The organism is Pseudomonas sp. NPDC087690, from assembly GCF_044743175.1.
In the GTDB taxonomy this organism is placed as follows: Bacteria; Pseudomonadota; Gammaproteobacteria; order Pseudomonadales; family Pseudomonadaceae; genus Aquipseudomonas.
The window spans coordinates 22050-38255 of record NZ_JBIUVX010000033.1; the positions used below are offsets into that span (position 1 = coordinate 22050).

At 59.7% G+C, this 16206-nt stretch carries 15 protein-coding genes; 5 read left to right on the forward strand and 10 right to left on the reverse strand.

Going from position 1 to position 16206, the window contains the following annotated elements:
* Positions 1–21: 21 nt before the first annotated feature.
* Positions 22–1149, reverse strand: a complete 1128-nt coding sequence (gene coxB / locus ACIPIZ_RS23050) for a cytochrome c oxidase subunit II (RefSeq protein WP_064389746.1) — start codon at positions 1147–1149, stop codon at positions 22–24.
* A gap of 369 nt (positions 1150–1518) precedes the next feature.
* Here coxB and ACIPIZ_RS23055 point away from each other — a divergent pair, with 369 nt between their 5' ends.
* Positions 1519–2169, forward strand: a complete 651-nt coding sequence (locus ACIPIZ_RS23055; protein ID WP_105704782.1) for a hypothetical protein — start codon at positions 1519–1521, stop codon at positions 2167–2169.
* Between the two features lie 129 nt (positions 2170–2298).
* Here the strand turns inward: ACIPIZ_RS23055 and ACIPIZ_RS23060 are convergent, their stop codons facing one another.
* The 6 genes from ACIPIZ_RS23060 to ACIPIZ_RS23085 all read right to left on the reverse strand — a co-directional run bounded on the left by ACIPIZ_RS23060 (position 2299) and on the right by ACIPIZ_RS23085 (position 9864).
* Entirely contained in the window at positions 2299–3825 is a 1527-nt protein-coding gene (locus tag ACIPIZ_RS23060; RefSeq protein ID WP_122855385.1) for a SulP family inorganic anion transporter, read from the reverse strand.
* Between the two features lie 90 nt (positions 3826–3915).
* Positions 3916–4644, reverse strand: a complete 729-nt coding sequence (locus tag ACIPIZ_RS23065) for a carbonic anhydrase (protein WP_064389749.1) — start codon at positions 4642–4644, stop codon at positions 3916–3918.
* A gap of 237 nt (positions 4645–4881) precedes the next feature.
* A complete protein-coding gene (locus ACIPIZ_RS23070; protein ID WP_064389750.1) occupies positions 4882–5940 on the reverse strand; it encodes a PA0069 family radical SAM protein in 1059 nt (352 codons plus the stop codon).
* Positions 5941–6016: 76 nt separating this feature from the next.
* On the reverse strand, positions 6017–7318 hold the full coding sequence (locus ACIPIZ_RS23075; RefSeq protein WP_401167641.1) for a c-type cytochrome: 1302 nt from the start codon (positions 7316–7318) through the stop codon (positions 6017–6019).
* 12 nt (positions 7319–7330) lie between these two features.
* The gene (locus ACIPIZ_RS23080) at positions 7331–9115 is read right to left on the reverse strand and encodes a GMC family oxidoreductase (RefSeq protein WP_105704785.1); all 1785 of its coding nucleotides are present in this window, start codon (positions 9113–9115) and stop codon (positions 7331–7333) included.
* A gap of 2 nt (positions 9116–9117) precedes the next feature.
* A complete protein-coding gene (locus ACIPIZ_RS23085) occupies positions 9118–9864 on the reverse strand; it encodes a gluconate 2-dehydrogenase subunit 3 family protein (RefSeq protein WP_401167645.1) in 747 nt (248 codons plus the stop codon).
* A gap of 304 nt (positions 9865–10168) precedes the next feature.
* Between ACIPIZ_RS23085 and ACIPIZ_RS23090 the strand changes: the two genes are divergently transcribed.
* On the forward strand, positions 10169–10813 hold the full coding sequence (locus ACIPIZ_RS23090; protein ID WP_122660344.1) for a dual specificity protein phosphatase family protein: 645 nt from the start codon (positions 10169–10171) through the stop codon (positions 10811–10813).
* Positions 10814–10858: 45 nt separating this feature from the next.
* Here ACIPIZ_RS23090 and ACIPIZ_RS23095 read toward each other — a convergent pair whose 3' ends face one another.
* Both ACIPIZ_RS23095 and prlC read right to left on the reverse strand, forming a co-directional pair.
* A complete protein-coding gene (locus ACIPIZ_RS23095; protein WP_064389755.1) occupies positions 10859–11146 on the reverse strand; it encodes a YheV family putative zinc ribbon protein in 288 nt (95 codons plus the stop codon).
* The gene (gene prlC / locus ACIPIZ_RS23100) at positions 11143–13194 is read right to left on the reverse strand and encodes an oligopeptidase A (protein WP_401167649.1); all 2052 of its coding nucleotides are present in this window, start codon (positions 13192–13194) and stop codon (positions 11143–11145) included. Before prlC ends, ACIPIZ_RS23095 begins: the two co-directional genes overlap by 4 nt.
* An 88-nt stretch (positions 13195–13282) precedes the next feature.
* On the opposite strand from prlC, the gene ACIPIZ_RS23105 reads away from it, so the two are divergent.
* Entirely contained in the window at positions 13283–13828 is a 546-nt protein-coding gene (locus ACIPIZ_RS23105) for a gamma carbonic anhydrase family protein (RefSeq protein WP_105704788.1), read from the forward strand.
* A 29-nt stretch (positions 13829–13857) separates the two neighbouring features.
* The gene (locus ACIPIZ_RS23110; protein ID WP_064389758.1) at positions 13858–14508 is read left to right on the forward strand and encodes an HAD family hydrolase; all 651 of its coding nucleotides are present in this window, start codon (positions 13858–13860) and stop codon (positions 14506–14508) included.
* Positions 14509–14601: 93 nt separating this feature from the next.
* Here the strand turns inward: ACIPIZ_RS23110 and ACIPIZ_RS23115 are convergent, their stop codons facing one another.
* The gene (locus ACIPIZ_RS23115) at positions 14602–15684 is read right to left on the reverse strand and encodes an aminopeptidase (RefSeq protein ID WP_401167653.1); all 1083 of its coding nucleotides are present in this window, start codon (positions 15682–15684) and stop codon (positions 14602–14604) included.
* Between the two features lie 59 nt (positions 15685–15743).
* Between ACIPIZ_RS23115 and ACIPIZ_RS23120 the strand changes: the two genes are divergently transcribed.
* Positions 15744–16166, forward strand: coding sequence for a hypothetical protein (locus ACIPIZ_RS23120; RefSeq protein WP_064389760.1), 423 nt, complete (start codon positions 15744–15746; stop codon positions 16164–16166).
* The last annotated feature ends 40 nt before the right edge of the window (positions 16167–16206 follow it).

The following is a 16206-nucleotide window of genomic DNA, read 5'->3' on the forward strand; positions in this document are numbered from 1 at the left end:
CGAGGTACGCGATAGACCGGCTCATTTGCTTTCCGCCTGTTTCAGCTCCAACACTTCTTTTGGCGTGACCATGTCGCCCTTGTTGTTGCCCCAGGCGTTACGTTCGTAGGTCACGACCGCTGCGATATCGACTTCCGACAGCTGTTTGCCGAACGCCGCCATGGCGGTGCCGGGTTTGCCGTGGAAGACAATGCTCAAGTGATCCTTGATCGGGCCGGTGGCAATTTTCGAGCCCTTGAGCGCCGGGAACATCGGCGGCAGGCCTTGGCCTTCGGCCTGGTGACAGGCAACGCAGGTGGTGTGATAAACCTTGTCGCCGCGCTCCTTGAGTTCGTCGAGGGTCCAATCCTTGCTGGTCAGCTCTTTAAGCTGCGCGGCCTCGGCTTTGCGCTCGGCCAGCCACTTGTCGTAGTCGGCCTTCTCTTTGACCTCGACCACGATCGGCATGAAACCGTGATCCTTGCCGCACAGTTCGGCGCACTGGCCACGGTAAAGCCCGGGCTTGTCGACACGCGTCCAGGCCTCATTGACGAACCCCGGGATCGCATCGCGTTTGACCGCAAACGCCGGCACCCACCAGGAGTGGATAACGTCGGCGGAGGTCACGAGGAAGCGCACCTTGGCCCCGGTCGGCAGCACCAATGGCTTGTCGACCTCAAGCAAGTAGTGCTCGCCCTTGGCTTCCTTGTTGTGGATCTGCTCGGCGGGAGTGGCCAGGTTGCTGAAGAACTCGACGTCCTGGCCCAGGTATTTGTAGTGCCACTTCCACTGATAACCGGTGACCTGGATATCGATGTCCGGCTCACTGGTGTCGTACATCTTGATCAGCGTCGCGGTGGCGGGAACGGCCATGGCCACCAGAATCAGCAGCGGCACGACGGTCCACATGATTTCGACGCCGGTGCTTTCGTGGAATTTTGCGGCGACCTGCCCGGTAGAACGGCGGTGCACCATCATCGACCAGAACATGGCGCCGAAGACGATGACCCCGATCACCACACAGATCCAGAAAATGGTCATGTGCAGGTCGAATACTGCGTGACTGATTTCAGTCGCTCCAGGCGCCATATTCACAGTCCAGGCGGCGTTGGCCTGGCTGAAAATCGACCACAACAGGAGGCCCATCCAGACGTGTGGATGTCGCATCATTGCGGGTTCCCCTTATCGTTCTTGTTATCCCGCCGGCTTTCGCCTGCGGCAAGGGAGCGGCTGCATCAGACTACGAACTTGAATCGCCGGGCCTTGCTGCGGGTGCAGTCGGGCGTCATCAGCTAACTCCATTCACTGGCGAGTATAGACAGCGACGGGAAATTGCAATGTGCGCACGTAAATGATCTGAAACAGCGGGTGCTTGCATTCGAGGGCACGAATGGAGAAGGATGCAGACGAGTGGTGGCAAATCGATATAACGCAGTTGCATCAAGGATGAAATAATTATGACAAATGCGTCTTAGCATTTTTCGTAAGCCAGCTAACTTATGTCTTCCCTATTTCATTGCCTTGTTTCCTGGAGTTTTCATGAACACCGCCGCATTGCGCGAGCAGATCCAAACAGCCCAACAACACGAGAAAGACACTGGCCTGCTGACCCGTCAGCTGGAAAGCAAGCTGCCGCATCTACACCCGTCGATCCAGTTACCGGAAGCCGACGCCAATGGTGTGCTGACGCGTTTTGTCGCCGCCTACATCGATGAAGTGCCAGACCTGCTGGATGCAGCCAATGAAGTCGCCAGGGAAGCGGGAATCGAATCGCAGATCAAACCGGTGTTGAAAATCGCCGAGCAGTATTTCCTCCAGCCGCCAGCCATCATGGCCGGGCACGTTGGCCTGGACAGCCTGCTCGACGAAGCCTATCTGGCGCACCGTTTTGTCGAAGAGGTCAACGACCTGTACATCAAGCATTTCGGCCAGCCACTGATCCCCCTGGACATGACGGTCGCCAACTTGATTGCTCACCAATTGATCGGTGAGGAATTTGCCAACCAGCTGGACGAAGCGGTGCATCACGCCATCGACGAGATGCTCAACGACGAGAGTTTTGCCTTGGAATCGGTAGAAATCTACCGTGACAAACTCAGCAGCCCGGACACCGGCGCCGCGTGGAAACGCTGGCCGTGCATGAGCCGCCGCCTGGGCGTGGGGCTGGAGCTGGATCAGCCTGCTGCCTGAGTTACACACAATCCAATGTAGGAGTGAGCCTGCTCGCGATGGCGATAGATCATTCAACATCTCTGTTGACTGACCCACCGCCATCGCGAGCAGGCTCACTCCTACAGGGTTTGAGTTCAACCCGGAGATTTAGCCGGCAGCACCGATACCGGTAGTCGTCCGAATCCGCCCTTCAAGCCTGCGCTTCAACCCCCGCGACTCGATCAACAGCTTCGAGCCCTTCGCCGCATTCGCCCGGCCCCATTCTTCCAGCAACTCCAGACACGAATGGTCGATGTAGCTCAGGTTATTGAGCGGCACATGCACCGTGGTGCCCACTGGAATACTGCCCAGCACCTGCGTCAGCGCCGGAACCTTGAGGAAAGTCGCCGCACCGACCAGGCGCAATTCCATCTCACCGTCCTGCGGCAGATCGATCAGGCTGATCTTCAACCGCGAAGCCTTGAACGCCAGTTTCAACAGGGTCAGACCGAAACCGAGCAGCACACCGGTCAGCAGGTCAGTGAAGATAATTGCCAACGCCGTCGCCGCGTAGGTGAACATCGGCATCCGTCCATATCGGCCCAGACCGCGAAAGGCTTTCAGGTCGACCAGTTTGAAACCGGTGTACACCAGCACCCCCGCCAGACTCGCCACCGGAATGCTTTGCAGCACGCTCGACAGCAACAGCACGAACGCCAGCAGCCACAGGCCATGGAAGATCGTCGAGTAACGCGTGGTCGCACCGGCCTGAACGTTGGCCGAACTGCGCACGATGACCCCGGTCATCGGCAGCGCGCCGACCAGACCGCAGAGCATATTGCCGACACCTTGCGCCGACAGTTCTCGGTCGAAATCCGAACGCACGCCGCTGTGCATGCGATCCACCGCAGCGGCGGACAACAGCGTTTCGGCGCTGGCGATAAACGCCACGGCGAACGCGGCGATCAGCAACGTCGGGTCGGCCAGACTGAGCAGGTCCGCAGGTCTCAGCCAATCGATGGCTTCCGCCAGATTCGCCGGCACCTCGACGCGTTTGACCTGCAAGGCCAGCAGCAGACTCGCCGCGGTCGCCAGACCGACACCGAGCAGCGCACCCGGAATGAACCGCAGCGCATGCGGGCGAAATTTTTCCCACAGCCACATCACCGCAATCGTCGACAGCCCGAGCAATCCGGCCTGCCAGCCGAACGACGGCAAAGCTTGCGTGACTGCCGCCGGGAACGCCGCAAGGTTATCCAGCCCGGAAGGTTTCGGCGATGCATCGAGCATCACATGCACCTGTGAGAGCACGATCAACACGCCGATCCCGGCGAGCATGCCGTACACCACCGCTGGCGCCGTAACCCGAAACCAGCACCCGAGCTTCAAGCGCCCGGCGACCAGTTGCAGAAAACCGGCGAGCAGCAGAATCGGCCCGAGCATCTCGATGCCGTGCTGGCGCACCAGCTCGAACACCAACACCGCCAGACCTGCCGCCGGGCCACTGACTTGCAACGGCGAACCCGCGAGCCAACCGACCACCAGACCACCGATGATCCCGGTGATCAAACCCTTGGCCGGCGGTAACCCTGAGGCAATCGCAATACCCATGCACAGCGGCAGGGCGACCAGAAACACAACCACTGAAGCGAGCAGCTCCCGTGGCAACACCGCTTTCAATTGAGCCGCACGCATGGCGATTCTCCCGAAGTTTTCTTCAGGCATGGCAAGGCCGGGTCGCTGAATCAGCGACCGGCGTCAAACCACACAGATGTTTAGGAGGATTTAGAAGCGCGCTTTGGGCGTCGCCACCGGAATCGGATGGCTGCCGTCGAGCGGCAGGAAGCGTCCCTGATCCGCGTCGTAAGCTTTGATTTCGCTGGTTTCGATGTTGTAGACCCAGCCATGGATGAACAGATGACCGTTCGCCATGCGCGAGGCTACCGAAGGATGGGTACGCAAGTGCTGCAACTGGGCGATGACGTTTTCCTCGGTGAGGATCGGCATGCTTTCTTTTTCGTCGGCACAGTGACAGTTGTCATGCACCATGGTTTTCGCGACTTCAGCGTGGCGCAGCCAGGCTTTGACCGTCGGCATCTTTTCCAGGCTGTCCGGATTGAGCACAGCACGCATGGCACCACAATCGGAGTGGCCGCAGATGATGATGTGCTGCACACCGAGGGCCAGCACCGCGTATTCGATCGCGGTGGAAACGCCGCCGTTCATCTGGCCGTATGGCGGGACAACATTGCCCACGTTACGGGTCACGAACAGATCGCCCGGCGAGCTCTGGGTGATCAGCTCGGGGACGATGCGCGAGTCGGCGCAGGTGATGAACATCGCTTTTGGCGCCTGGGCCGTGGCGAGTTTCTTGAAGAGTTCTTCCTGCTGCGGAAAAACCTCATGATGAAAATGCAAAAAGCCGTCTACGATCTGTCGCAGCGCTGCATCGGCGGATTCCGCTTCAGGGGTTTGCGCCGACACAGCCAACGGCTGTTTATCCTTGTCACTCATGATTCATCCTCTTAGGCGGATTCAGGGAGTCTTCCCCGGTATTCCGGTATGAAGCCAGTGGCTGTTTAAAACTATCCGGGTCATCCCGACCCGTCAGTCACTCGATGAACAAGGTAGCCGCCGAAACTTAACTCAAACTGAATCAAACGCTCTAGAACGTGTGTTCCAGGTCACAAAAACGTGACTGGGTGTTTTCGGCGGAAGGATTCCAACCCCTCAACCATAGGCCAATTGTCGCTAAATCAACGACATCTGGCGACCCGGCGGACAGAAGGCAGTGCAATCGAGGTTGTAGCCTTCGCGGTGATTTAAACCAAGACGTTTAATTACCTTCGAAAACCTCTGAGCCAACAGATCGGCGAACGGTCCTTCACCGCGCATGCGTGCGCCAAAACGGCTGTCGTAGAGCTCGCCGCCACGGCTCTGGCGGATCAGGCTCAGCACATGCGCCGCCCGTTGCGGGTAGTGCGCGGCCAGCCACTCTTCGAACAGCGGCGCCACCTCCAGCGGCAGACGCAGCATCATGTAGGCCGCACTTTGCGCCCCTGCGGCGTGGGCCTCGGTGAGCAGGTTTTCGATTTCGCTGTCGTTGATCATCGGAATCATCGGCGAACACAGCACACCGACCGGAATCCCCGCTTCGCGCATGACCCTGATAGCGCGCAACCGCGCCTTGGGGGCTGCCGCTCGCGGTTCGAGGATACGTTTAAGTTCGTCGTCCAGCGTGGTCAGGCTGATCATCACTGCCACCAGTCGTTGTTCGGCCAACTCGGTCAGCAGGTCGAGATCGCGCAGAATCAGCGAGCCCTTGGTGACGATGGTCACCGGATGCCTGTAGCGCAGCAGCACTTCGAGGGTCTGGCGGGTGATCTTGTGTTCGCGCTCGATCGGCTGATACGGATCGGTGTTGGAGCCGAGATTGATCGGCGCACATTGATAACCGCGTTTGCTCAGTTGCTCTTCCAGCACCTGGGCGGCGTTGGTCTTGGCGATCAGCCGGGTTTCGAAGTCCAGACCCGGCGACATGTCCCAATAGGCGTGACTGGGCCGCGCATAGCAGTAGATGCAGCCATGCTCGCAGCCGCGATAGGGATTGATCGAACGATCGAAGGGTAAATCCGGCGAAGTGTTGCGGGTGATGATGGTTTTCGCGGTTTCGATCATCACCTCGGTGTTCTGCGTCTCGGGCACTTCCTGATACCAGCCATCGTCCTCGGCTACCGAGCGGTTCGGCGCGAAGCGGTTGTGCGGATTGGTCGCGGTGCCGCGACCGCGAGGTGGTAATGCAGTAGACATGAAAAAACGCCCCGATACTGTATATGCACACAGTATCGGGGCGTTGCGCATCTGGCTAGTGCCGTTGGGCGACTGGTCAGTTGTGTTCTGTTACCTGACCGAGATCATCATTGGAGGTATGTTTCATGTCCTCCTTGCGCAGTTCGGCGACATCGGCGGCAGTCACCGGCGCGCCCTTGTTGCCCCAACTGCCACGGATAAAGCTCACCACATCCGCCACTTCCTGATCCGACAGGCGCCAGGCGAAACCGGGCATGGTGAAGGTCGACGGTGCCGTGTGCGTCGCCGGCAACGTACCGCCCTTGAGCACGATGTGGATCAGCGATGTCGGGTCTTCCGATTGCAGCACCGGATTACCGGCCAGCGCAGGGAATACCCGGGTGTAACCGTGGCCATCGGTGCGGTGGCACGCGGCGCAGTTGTCGATGTATACCGAAGCACCGCGCTGACTATCATCGCCGTTCCACAGGGCTTTCGCCGCTGTCTCGTCGTACTGATGCGGCTGATCGTTCGGATCGGTGGCCGGCAGTGACTTGAGGTAGCGGGCAATCGCCGTCAGGTCGGCGTCGGTCATGTATTGCATGCTGTGGGTGACCACATCGCTCATGCCGCCGAACACCGCGCTGCGATCGCTGCGTCCGGTCTTGAGGAATTGCACCAGTTGCTCCTCGCTCCAGCTGCCGAGGCCGTCCTTGTGATCGCCGCGCAAACTCTTGGCGATCCAGCCTTCCAGCGGCGCACTGCCGGCGAGGAAGTTGCTGCCATCGGCCGCGCTGAGGGATTTTTCCTGCATGGTCAGCGCCCGTGGCGTGTGGCAGGCGCCGCAGTGGCCGAGGCCTTCAACCAGATACGCGCCACGGTCGATCACCGGGTCGGCGCTCGTCGCTTTATAGTCCTCGACCTTCGGCGCAAACATCCAGCGCCAGCCCATCAGCGGCCAGCGCATGCTCAACGGCCACGGAATGTCACTGGCCTTGTTCTCCTGCGCGACCGGTTCAACGCCGTGCATGAAATACGCGTACAGCGCCTGCATGTCGGTTTCGCTGACGCGGGCGTAGGACGGATACGGCATCGCCGGGTACAACGTACTGCCGTTCTTGGCGACACCATGGCGCACGGCCTGATCGAAATCCTCGAAGCTGTATCCACCAATACCGGTTTTATCCGGGGTGATGTTGGTCGAGTAGATCGTGCCGATCGGGGTTTCCATCGGCAGGCCACCGGCGAACGGCTTGCCGTCCTTGGCGGTGTGGCAGGCTACGCAGTCACCGGCGCGGGCGAGGTACTCGCCCTGTTTGATCAAGGCGTGATCAACTTCAGCCGCATGGAGTGCGGCGCTACCGAGCAGCGCCAAAGTCGCGATAACGAGATTCTTCATGGTCATCGCTCCTTAAGCCTGCACCAGCGGGCCGGGGTTTTTCAGGTATTGCTCGCGGATCGCTTTCGCCGACCAGTAGGTCAGTGCGGCAACCAGGCCCGTCGGGTTGTAACCCAGGCCTTGCGGGAAGGCCGAGGCGCCCGGCACGAAGACGTTGTGCACGTCCCAGCTCTGCAGATAACGGTTCAGCGCGCTCTTCTTCGGATCGGTGCCCATGATCGCGCCGCCGTTGAGGTGGGTGGTCTGGTAGGACGCGGTGTTGAAGTGGTCGCCGACTTTCTTGCCGATCACCGCAATTGCTTTCGGCCCCATCGCTTCGGCGACCTTGCCCATTTTCTCGACCATGAAGCGGTTCATCTTGATGTCGTTTTCCTGCCAGTCGAAGGTCATTCGCAGCAGCGGCAAGCCGTAGGCGTCGCGGTACACCGGATCGAGGTCGAGGTAGTTGCCACGGTAGGACTGATGCGCGCCGTGAGCGTCCATCGACACCTGGTGGGTGTAGTAATCGGCGGTGGCGCGTTTCCAGTCACTGCCCCACGCGGGAGTGCCCGGCGGGTTCGAGGTACCGGCAATCGGCCGGCTGCCGGCCTGGTTGACCCACATCGGCGAGCCGCCGACGAAGCCATGGGGACCGTGGTCGAAGTTGTCGGCGTTGAAGTCGTCCAGCGCCACGCCGTTGCCGCCGGCGCCGATGAAGTTGTTGGTGTGGGTGTCCTTGTCGAAGAACGCCTTGATGGTCGCCATGTTCTGGTAGGCGAAGTTACGCCCGACCACGCCTTCGCCAGTGATCGGGTCGTACGGCTTGCCAATCCCGGAGAGCAGCATCAGACGCACGTTGTGCAACTGGAACGCGCCGAGGATCACCAGATCCGCCGGTTGTTCGATCTCGCGACCCTGACCGTCGATGTAGGTCACGCCGGTGGCTTTGGATTTCGTGCTGTCGAGGTTGACGCGCAGCACGTGCGAGTTAGGCCGCAGCTCGAAATTCGGCAGCGGCTTGAGCGCCGGCAGAATGTTCACGTTCGGCGAGGCTTTGGAATACATGTAGCAGACATAGCCGCTGCAGAAACCGCAGAAGTTGCACGGGCCCATTTGCGCGCCGTAAGGATTGGTGTACGGCCCTGACGTATTCGCGGACGGCAGGTTGTAGGGTTTGTAACCGACTTCTGTAGCCGCTTTGCCGAACAGCTGTGCGGACACGGTGTTCTTCTGCGCTTCCAGCGGGAACGGGTTGGAGCGATCCGGCGCGTACGGGTTGCCGCCCTTGCCCTGACCGACCAGTTGGCCTTTCACGGTCCAGGCCTGGCCGGAGGTGCCGAAGACTTTCTCGGCGAAATCGAAGAACGGCTCCAGTTCTTCATAACTGACGCCGAAGTCCTGGATGGTCATGTCCTTGGGGATGAAGCTTTTGCCGTAGCGCTCTTCGTAGTGGCTGCGCATGCGCAACTCGATCGGATCTACGCGAAAGTGCACGCCCGACCAGTGCAGACCGGCGCCGCCCACACCATTACCCGGCAGGAACGCACCCAACTGGCGGTTCGGCAGAGCAATGTCGTTGACGCTATGACGGATGGTGACGGTTTCTTTCGAGATGTCTTGAAAGAGTTTTTTGCGCACGCTGTAGGTGAGTTCGTCGATCACCTGCGGATAGTTGCCGTCGGGGTAGGTGTCCTGCATCGGCCCACGCTCCAGCGCCAGCACGTTGAGACCCGCTTCGGTCAGCTCCTTGGCCATGATCGCGCCGGTCCAGCCGAAACCGACGATGACCGCGTCTACTTTCTTCATTACCGTTGCCATGCTTACGCCCTCTCGCCGCGAATCGAAACTGCCGGGAAGGGGTATTGCTCGTTGCGTTCCACCCAATCCATGAAATCGGCGCGGGCGCCGGGGAAGCCGATCATGGTCCAGCCGACCATGCCTTTGTTGCCACCGTGGATCGGGTCGCAGAAGAACCCTTCCTTGGTGTTTTGCAGCAGCAGATTGAAGAAAATCTTCGCTGGAACGGCGTCGAATTGCGCTTTTCCGGCTTCGAGTTGCTTGAGCAAATCGTCTCGGGTAGCGCTGTCTTGCTCAGCAAATACTTTACCGTTGAGGGATTTTGCCCACTGATCCGTGGCGGCGATGCCGAGGCGATAAATCTCTTTGGGCACCAGTTTGCTCTGCCAGCCCATTTCCGGAGCGGCGTCGGCATTGAACGGGCCTTGCATGTACCACAGGGCACCAGCGGCGTACGGCGTGTTCATCTGACGGTCGATGTATTCCGGCACACCGGCCTCTAGCGCTCCCGGGCCCTGGGCATCGTTGGGGATCAATTGCGCGACGGCGGCATTGATGAATGCCCATTCCTCAGCCGTGAAATAGTTCGGCTGGTAAACACCGGCGTCGGTGCGAGCCGGTTGCGCGGCCGGTGCAGCAGGCGCGGTTTCGGGCGCCGCTTGCAGCACACTGCTGCCCAGGCTGGTGCCGGCCAGGGTGACCACTGGAATCAGGGTCAGGGATTTGCGTAAAAACTCACGCCGCGGGTTGTCTCGATCTTCATCAGACATGGGGGTGCACCTCATCAGGCATTAGGGGACAGCCGTTTCTGCGAACGGCTTGAGGATTTTTCGTCGAGACGGATCCGGTCTGGCCCGGAAAAAGGGGACGCGTCTGCAACATGATGTGACAAATGGTAGCAGGCTAAGCTTCCGGATAAACCGATTCAGCGGAAAAAAGACCTGTTTTCTTAACTGCAATGGTCGAAAGCGTGCGGATTCACGTTTCTTTGACAGCCGCCTCACAGGGCTTTGACCGCGCAACGCCGAAGCTGCGTTTCCCCTCATCGATGAATCCCGACACGGTCACCCCAGCATGTCCCGAGTGCGTTTTTTCCCTGCCTTGTGTTTATCGTTTCTAGCACTGTTGTACTGGCTGCCGGCCCAGGCTGCGACGCCAGCGACAGCCCGACCCGCTGATTGGGCGCAACCGGTCGAAGTGCAATACAACCTGTTCCAAATCTCACCGACGCTCTATCGCAGCGCCTTGCCCGATGGCGGCGCGGTGCCGTTGCTGAAAAATCTCAAGGTCGCCACGGTGATAAATTTCCTGCCGGAAGCGGATAGCGACTGGCTGTCGGAGCCTGGCATCAATCAACTGCAACTGCCGTATCGCACCAACCACGTCGATGACGCCGATGTGCTGAAGACGCTACGTGCCATTCAGGCTGCCGAAGCCAGCGGCCCAGTACTGATGCATTGCAAGCACGGCTCCGATCGCACTGGCCTGATGGCAGCGATGTATCGCGTGGTGGTGCAGGGCTGGAGCAAAGAAGACGCCTTGAGCGAGATGACCCAAGGTGGCTTTGGTGAGAGTGGGCACTTTCGCGACAGCGTGCGCTACGTGATGCAGGCCGATGTCGACAAGCTGCGCACGGCGCTGGCCAATGGTGATTGCAGCACCAGCGCGTTCGCCACTTGCTCGATGAAGAGCTGGTTTCAGTCAGTCAATCTGAAGTGAATCCAACCTCCCACGGCTTTGCGCTGTGGGAGGTCATGTCGCGACTCAGTCTTCAGTCTTCTTCTTGAGCTTCGGATTCGGAAAGAACTGCACCGCTTGTACGGTCTTGTCCGTCGCAGGTTTGCTGATAGCGCTGGTGTTGACCCGCGTGCCCAACTCTTTGGGCACCGAAAGCCCTTGCTCATTGAGCGTGTCGGAGTAACCGCAAGCGACACATTCACGGTGCGGCACGCTGTCTTCGTTCCACATCATCAACTTGTCCGGCTCGCTGCACGCCGGGCATACAGCCCCGGCGATAAAGCGTTTCTTGGTAATCACAGGCCCGTCACTCATGCTGCCGCGTCCTCACTCAGGCCGCTGTGGCGCAACAGTGCGTCAATCGACGGCTCACGGCCACGGAAGTCGACGAACAGCACCATCGGTGCCTGCGAACCACCGCGCGCCAGAATCGCTTCGCGGAAAGCACGGCCGGTTTCAGCGTTGAGCACGCCGTCTTCTTCGAACTTCGAAAAAGCATCTGCCGAAAGCACTTCAGCCCACTTGTAGCTGTAGTAACCCGCCGCGTAACCGCCGGCGAAGATGTGCGCGAAGCTGTTCGGGAAGCGGTTGTACGCTGGCGGACGCATCACCGACACCTCGTCACGCACGCCTTCGAGCACTTGCAGCACGCTGCGGCCGTCACCGTGGGTGGCGTGCAGTTCGAAGTCGAACAGCGAGAATTCCAGCTGACGAACCATCATCAGGCCGGACTGGAAGTTTTTCGCCGCGAGCATTTTTTCCAGCAGGTCCTGCGGCAGCGGTTCGCCGCTTTCGTAATGACCGGAAATCAGCGCGAGGCCTTCCGGCTCCCAGCACCAGTTTTCCATAAACTGGCTTGGCAGCTCGACCGCATCCCACGCCACGCCGTTGATGCCGGAAACACCGGCCTGATCAACACGGGTCAGCAAGTGATGCAGGCCATGGCCGAATTCGTGGAACAGCGTGGTCACTTCGTCGTGGGTCAGCAGCGCAGGCTTGCCGCTGTCGGCCGGGGTGAAGTTGCACACCAGATTGGCCACCGGACTTTGCAGAACACCGTCGACGGTGCGACGACGGTCGCGGGCGCCGTCCATCCAGGCACCGCCACGCTTGTTGGCGCGGGCGTAGAGGTCGAAGAAGAAGCGGCCGACGTGCTGGCCGTTTTCCTTGATTTCGAACAGGCGAACATCCGGGTGCCAGGTGTCGAAGCCTTTCTGTTCGGCGATCTCGATGCCGTACAGGCGCTGAACGATGGCGAACAGACCGCCCAGTACTTTGTCGATCGGGAAGTAGGCGCGCAGGGTTTCCTGGGCGACGCTGTAGCGTTGCTCACGGAGTTTTTCGCCGTAGAAACCGCTGTCCCAGCTTTGCAGATCGGCGCAGCCCTGTTCGGCGGCGTAGGCGCGTAGCTGTTGCAGATCCTGTGCGGCAAACGGTTTGCTGCGCTTGGCCAGATCACGCAGGAAGCTCAGCACCTGATCGCTGGATTCGGCCATTTTGGTGGCCAGGCTCAGCTCGGAGAAACTGGCGAAACCCAGCAACTTGGCCAGTTCCTGACGCAGATCGAGGATCTCTTCCATCACCGGGCCGTTATCGTTCTGACCGGCGTTCGGGCCTTGATCCGAGGCGCGGGTGCAGTAGGCGGCATAGACTTCTTCACGCAGCGCACGGTCTTGCGCGTAGGTCATCACCGCGTAGTAGCTCGGGAATTCCAGAGTGATCAGCCAGCCGTCGAGGCCTTTGGCTTGCGCGGCGGCAGCCATTTGCGCCTTGGCCGAGTCGGTCAGGCCGGCGAGCGCGGCTTCGTCGCTGACGTGCTTGGTCCATGCCTGCGTGGCATCGAGCAGTTGATTGGAGAAGCGGCTGCCCAGCTCGGACAGTTTGCTTTGCACTTCGGCGTAGCGTTTCTGTTCGGCTTCCGGCAGGTCGATACCCGACAGACGGAAGTCACGCAGGGCGTGTTCCAGAATAGTCTTCTGCGCCACGTCGAAACCGGCGGCTTGCGGGCTGTTGGCCAGCGCTTCATAGGCCTGGAACAATTCGCGGTTCTGGCCCATCTCGGTGGAGTAGGCGCTCAAGGCCGGCAGGCACGACTCGTAGGCTTCGCGCAATTCAGCGCTGTTGCACACGGCGTTGAGGTGGCTGACCGGGCTCCAGGCAGCACCGAGGCGGTCATTGAGTTCGTCCATCGCCAGAACCAGACCGGCCCAGGTAGGGTTCTGAACCTGAGTCTTGAGGATTTCGGCAATGGCGGCGCGGTTGTCGGCCAGGATCGTTTCGATGGCGGGCAGGACGTGTTCGGCACGGATCGTGGAGAACGGTGGCAGGTCGTAGGACTGCAGCAGAGGGTTGTTCACGCTCACGGTTGGCACCTTGGCTGGGGAAACATTGCCCCATCTTAATTACAATCGGCATTCACCGCAGCTATCGGCGACAGAGAGAGAAATTATCGTGTCCCTTCGCAAGTACCAGAATCACACCCCACAGTTGAGTAAAGGCGCGTTTGTCGACAGCTCGGCGGTGGTGATCGGCGACGTCGAAATCGGCGAAGACAGCTCCGTCTGGCCGCTGACCGTGATCCGTGGCGACATGCACCGCATCCGCATCGGTGCGCGCACCAGCGTGCAGGACGGCTGCGTGTTGCACATCACCCACGCCGGCCCGTTCAACCCCGACGGCTTCCCGCTGCTGATCGGCGATGACGTGACCATCGCCCACAAAGTCATGCTCCACGGCTGCAGCGTCGGTAGCCGCGTATTGATCGGCATGGGCAGCATCGTCATGGACGGCGCGGTGGTCGAGGACGATGTGATCATCGGCGCTGGCAGCCTTGTGCCACCGGGCAAACGCCTGGAAAGCGGCTTCCTCTATGTGGGTAGCCCGGTGAAACAGGTCCGTCCGCTGACCGACAAGGAAAACGCGTTCTTCACTTACAGCGCGGCCAACTACGTAAAGCTCAAGGACCTGCATCTAGCCGAAGGCTACGACACACTCTGAATCGAATTTGCGACTGATCAGGAATACTCATGCATTACCAAACCGTACTGTTCGACCTCGATGGCACCCTGACCGACCCGCGTGAGGGCATCACCCGTTCCATTCAGTTTGCCTTGGCCAAACTCGGCATCGATGAACCGGACCTGACCAAGCTCGAACACTTCATCGGCCCGCCACTGTTGCAGGCGTTCATGCAGTTCTACGATTTCGATGAAGCCAAGGCGTGGCAGGCGGTGAACTTCTATCGTGAGCGCTTTAAGGTCACCGGCCTGTACGAGAACCGCGTGTTTGAGGGTGTCACGCCGTTGCTGGAAACCTTGAGCGGGCAGGGGCGGCAGCTGTATATCGCTACCTCGAAGCCATGGGAATTCGCCCGCGAGATTGCCCGGCATTTTGATTTCGCCCGGCACTTCAAGGTGATTTACGGCAGCGAACTGGATGGCACGCGGACCAACAAGGTCGAGCTGATTGCCCATCTGCTGAAAGAGGAAGGGCTGGATCCGGCGAATACGCTGATGATTGGCGATCGCAAGCATGACTTGATCGGGGCGCGCAGCAATGGGCTGGATGCGGCGGCAGTCGGTTATGGGTTTGGCAGTTTTGAAGAGTTGAACGCTGAGGCGCCGGCTTATCACTTTGAAACGCTGGATCAGTTGCATCAGGCCTTTTTGCAGCGCTGATTAGATTGAAATCGCGAGCAGGCTCACTCCTACATTTAGAGCGCATTGCCCTGTAGGAGTGAGCCTGTTCGCGATGACTTACTCCCAATCAACTCAACTGTTTGGATCTGCCAACATTTTCAAAGCCGCCTTTCGCTCAGCCCCCGGCAACCCACCCAACCGCTCAACCTGCGCATAAAACCTCAGCCAATCCCCCCCAGCCTGCCTGAACAACGCCGCAAACGCCGGCACCCACTGGTCATACAACCCAAACGGCAACAACCGCGCATTGTTCAACGGCGCATTCACCCAGGCGTCATAACGCTTGTCCCCGGCCCACTGGCTGTCCCTCATCATTCGGTATTCGCGGCGAAACAGCTCGAACTCCGTCGCTTTGCGTTCGCGCATTTGTTCAGCGGGCAATGCCTGCGCATACAGCTTCTCCAGCCGTGACCGCACATCCAGCACCAATTCAATAAACTGATCGCGCTGCTTCAGCCGTGAATCGGTATCCACCGGCAACCCGCGAAACGCCCGCCACTGCCGGGTGCCTTCCTGCTCGACAAACGTGGCGAAGGACTCGTTGAACTCGGTGTCGTCCTTCACATAAAAGCGTTGATGAGCCAGCTCGTGAAAGATCAGCGTGGCCAGGCGTTCATCACCCCAGCCCATCATTGAATTAAGAATGGGATCGTTGAACCAGCCCAGCGTCGAATAGGCCTCAACGCCGCCAATCGACACGTCCATGCCTTGCAAGCGCTGGATCGCCGCCTCACCTCGGGCCGCACTCTGGCTGTAGTAACCCCGATAAGCCACGCAGCCGGCAATCGGGAAGCAATGGTTCTGCGGCGTCAGGGAAAACTCCTGAGTGGCGAACACATTCCACACCACAAACGGTCGGCCAATGTCGGCATACAGGCGATAGCTCTGGTTGTCCGGCAGGTGCAGATGCTCGCTGGCGAACGCCCGGGCCTTTTGTGACTGGGCCAGGTGCGTGCGTAATTTCGCATCGCGGCTCGGGTCGGCAATGATTTTTTCCACCGGCTCGCGCGCCCGCAGCAATTGCAGCTGGCCGCTGGCCAACTGGCTGTAATAGCTGACGCTGGCGCAACCGTTGAGCAACAAAAACATCACACTCGGAAACAAAACCCGAAAAACGCGATCAAGTAACCCAAGGCTTGGAAACGGCCTGCTCAAAATAAGAAATCCCCCGGAGAGTCTGCCCGCAAGACTATCCCGCCTAAAGGAGCATCGCTATGCGCATGTTGATGTTGTCAGGGGGCCTGCTGACGCTGGCCGGTTGTGCCAATTTCGGAATGCCCGAACCCGACCCTTCGCAAGCCTGGATCGATCTCGATGCCCGGCAACAGGATACGGCGCTGCAAGCGCTGCAAGTCGATACCCGGGCGACCACCGACAAACGCTACTTCGAAGTGCAGCCCGGTAGCCATGAGCTGAAGGTGCGTTATCAATTTCCGGTAGAGGCGACCAATATCGGTCCCGATGCCGAACCGCTGTGGCGCGATTGCCAGTTGAGTGTGAAATTCAAGGATTTCAACGCGGGCCAGCGTTACCAGTTGCAGGCCGGCAGTATCGGATTCCGACCTTGGGCCAAGCTTTATGACGAGCAGCGAAAAGTGGTAGGCCAGGGCACGCCGGCAGGCTGTCAACGCACCTGAACGGCGCTATGCTGAGTGTCCGGGCCAGTGGATATTCATC

Excerpts from the sequence above, each read along its gene's own strand:
- coxB (WP_064389746.1), bottom strand. The coding sequence starts at position 1,149 with ATGATGCGACATCCACACGTCTGGATGGGCCTCCTGTTGTGGTCGATT.
- ACIPIZ_RS23055 (WP_105704782.1), top strand. The coding sequence starts at position 1,519 with ATGAACACCGCCGCATTGCGCGAGCAGATCCAAACAGCCCAACAACAC.
- ACIPIZ_RS23060 (WP_122855385.1), bottom strand. The coding sequence starts at position 3,825 with ATGCGTGCGGCTCAATTGAAAGCGGTGTTGCCACGGGAGCTGCTCGCT.
- ACIPIZ_RS23065 (WP_064389749.1), bottom strand. The coding sequence starts at position 4,644 with ATGAGTGACAAGGATAAACAGCCGTTGGCTGTGTCGGCGCAAACCCCT.
- ACIPIZ_RS23070 (WP_064389750.1), bottom strand. The coding sequence starts at position 5,940 with ATGTCTACTGCATTACCACCTCGCGGTCGCGGCACCGCGACCAATCCG.
- ACIPIZ_RS23075 (WP_401167641.1), bottom strand. The coding sequence starts at position 7,318 with ATGAAGAATCTCGTTATCGCGACTTTGGCGCTGCTCGGTAGCGCCGCA.
- ACIPIZ_RS23080 (WP_105704785.1), bottom strand. The coding sequence starts at position 9,115 with ATGGCAACGGTAATGAAGAAAGTAGACGCGGTCATCGTCGGTTTCGGC.
- ACIPIZ_RS23085 (WP_401167645.1), bottom strand. The coding sequence starts at position 9,864 with ATGTCTGATGAAGATCGAGACAACCCGCGGCGTGAGTTTTTACGCAAA.
- ACIPIZ_RS23090 (WP_122660344.1), top strand. The coding sequence starts at position 10,169 with ATGTCCCGAGTGCGTTTTTTCCCTGCCTTGTGTTTATCGTTTCTAGCA.
- ACIPIZ_RS23095 (WP_064389755.1), bottom strand. The coding sequence starts at position 11,146 with ATGAGTGACGGGCCTGTGATTACCAAGAAACGCTTTATCGCCGGGGCT.
- ACIPIZ_RS23110 (WP_064389758.1), top strand. The coding sequence starts at position 13,858 with ATGCATTACCAAACCGTACTGTTCGACCTCGATGGCACCCTGACCGAC.
- ACIPIZ_RS23120 (WP_064389760.1), top strand. The coding sequence starts at position 15,744 with ATGCGCATGTTGATGTTGTCAGGGGGCCTGCTGACGCTGGCCGGTTGT.